This is a genomic window from Mesotoga sp. HF07.pep.5.2.highcov (assembly GCF_003666285.1).
Taxonomy (GTDB): Bacteria; Thermotogota; Thermotogae; order Petrotogales; family Kosmotogaceae; genus Mesotoga; species Mesotoga prima.
The window spans coordinates 1-1,614 of the sequence record NZ_JFHJ01000375.1 but is presented as its reverse complement, the minus strand read 5'-3'; the positions used below and the strand labels follow the sequence as shown (position 1 = coordinate 1,614).

Genomic DNA, 1,614 nt, shown 5'->3' with positions numbered 1-1,614 from the left:
TACTGCCACAGTCAACCAGATGTTATTTGCTCTTCTCAGTGAAGAGATCTCTTGCGCCGTGGCTTCTCTAGATTGTCTTACTGCTTCTTCAGTTATTGTGATAATTTCCTCCCGGGTGACCAGTGTTTTTTCTAGTTCTTTCGTCAGAGTTGACAGCTGATCTCTGGTCTTTGCAAGATCCTCTTGGGTAAGCAGCAAGTCATCCTCGATCTTTTGAATCGCCTTCAGGTTGCTATCTATTGCTGCAACGGAGCCGTCGAAATTTCCCTTCATGCTGTCAAGACCCACAGATACTCCGACAAGAGAGTCTTCAAGAACCCCTAGTGAAAGTTCCAACTCAGCTACTGAACTCCTTATTTCGGAGAGGTCTGCGGTGATATTTGTGATGGCGTCGGATAACTCATTTCTGGAATTCTCGAAAGTCTCGATCGATACACCTTCCGGAGGAATAGACTCTCTCAAGGCTATCAGCTCGGAGTTGAATTTTACAAAGCCCCGTGACAAACTGTCGGCAATTTCCCTGAGCTGGAGTATCTCAGTTTCAAGTTCATCCATATTTATCTTGCCTGTTCCAAAGACACTGGTTTCAATATTTTCGACTTTTTCCTCAAGCATTGGAAGAATATCTTCTGCTGAAGAATAGAACTCCTCGAGTGAACTTATTCTGTCAAAGAGAATGCGGGTTGCAGATTCCGAAGCGGAAAGCCTGGCCTTGATCTCTTCAAAATCAGACAGTGAAGTTTCTGCGGCGATTACCCTCTTCTCAATGTCTGAGAAACCCTCGGATAGCGAGCTAAACTTTTCCATATGAGAGAGCGCCAGCTCTGACACATAGTCTGACAGTGCATCTACTTCAGCAGTTATTTCGGCGAGCAGCTCATTGTTTGTCCCGATGTTTTCGCTGCTAGTCTTCGCGGAGAGCTCCACAGAGCTCAAGCGAGCTGTCAGACTGTCAAGTGCATCTCCAAGCTCATTCCTGACTGTGCTGATTTCTTCCGACTGCAACCCGATAAAACTTTTCATTTCTTGCAGTTCGTTTTCAGCAGCTGATAACGACGCAGTAATCTCGCCGATCTTATCGTTGATCGAAACAATCTCTTCGGAATCGGATTGTTGAGGTGTGATCTCGCGCAGACTCTTAACCGTGTTCTCCAGATTCTCTATAGATAACTGAAGGCCGGTCTGAGAAGCTTCCAGTGTCTCGATTTTCGAAATCTCGTCGCTCCATTCTGCTAATGATGAGTACAAGCGATCAAGCGATTCGCTTAGTTCTTCAAACTCGATCCTGGTAATGGGATTATCAACAACGGTTTCTTCAAGAGCGGTCAATCTGTTTTCTATAGTCATCGCGAACTCTTCGGTGTCAAAAGCGCCTTGATCAACCGCAGCTTTGTATTCGGCAAGTGCAACCTGCGTGTCAAGAAAGAGAGTGTTCAGTCTCCTGAATTGAAGATTAAGTCCCTCCACATTGTCCTGCAAGAAGTCGAGCCTGTCGTTCAAATCGGAAATGCTAACGGTTAGGGAATCGTAGTTGTCGCTTTCTCCAATATCGACTTCTGAGGAGGTCTCAACCAAAGTAACTGGGGCCATCTCCACTACTCTGTCGGGCTCAGA

Annotated in this window: 1 protein-coding gene; it reads right to left on the bottom strand. The window is 46.0% G+C overall.

The genetic code is table 11. The features are described from left to right. Positions 1–1,590, bottom strand: a 1,590-nt coding sequence (locus BG32_RS08125; protein WP_259459615.1) for a hypothetical protein, incomplete at its 3' end; no start/stop codon positions are given. Between the last annotated feature and the right edge of the window lie 24 nt (positions 1,591–1,614).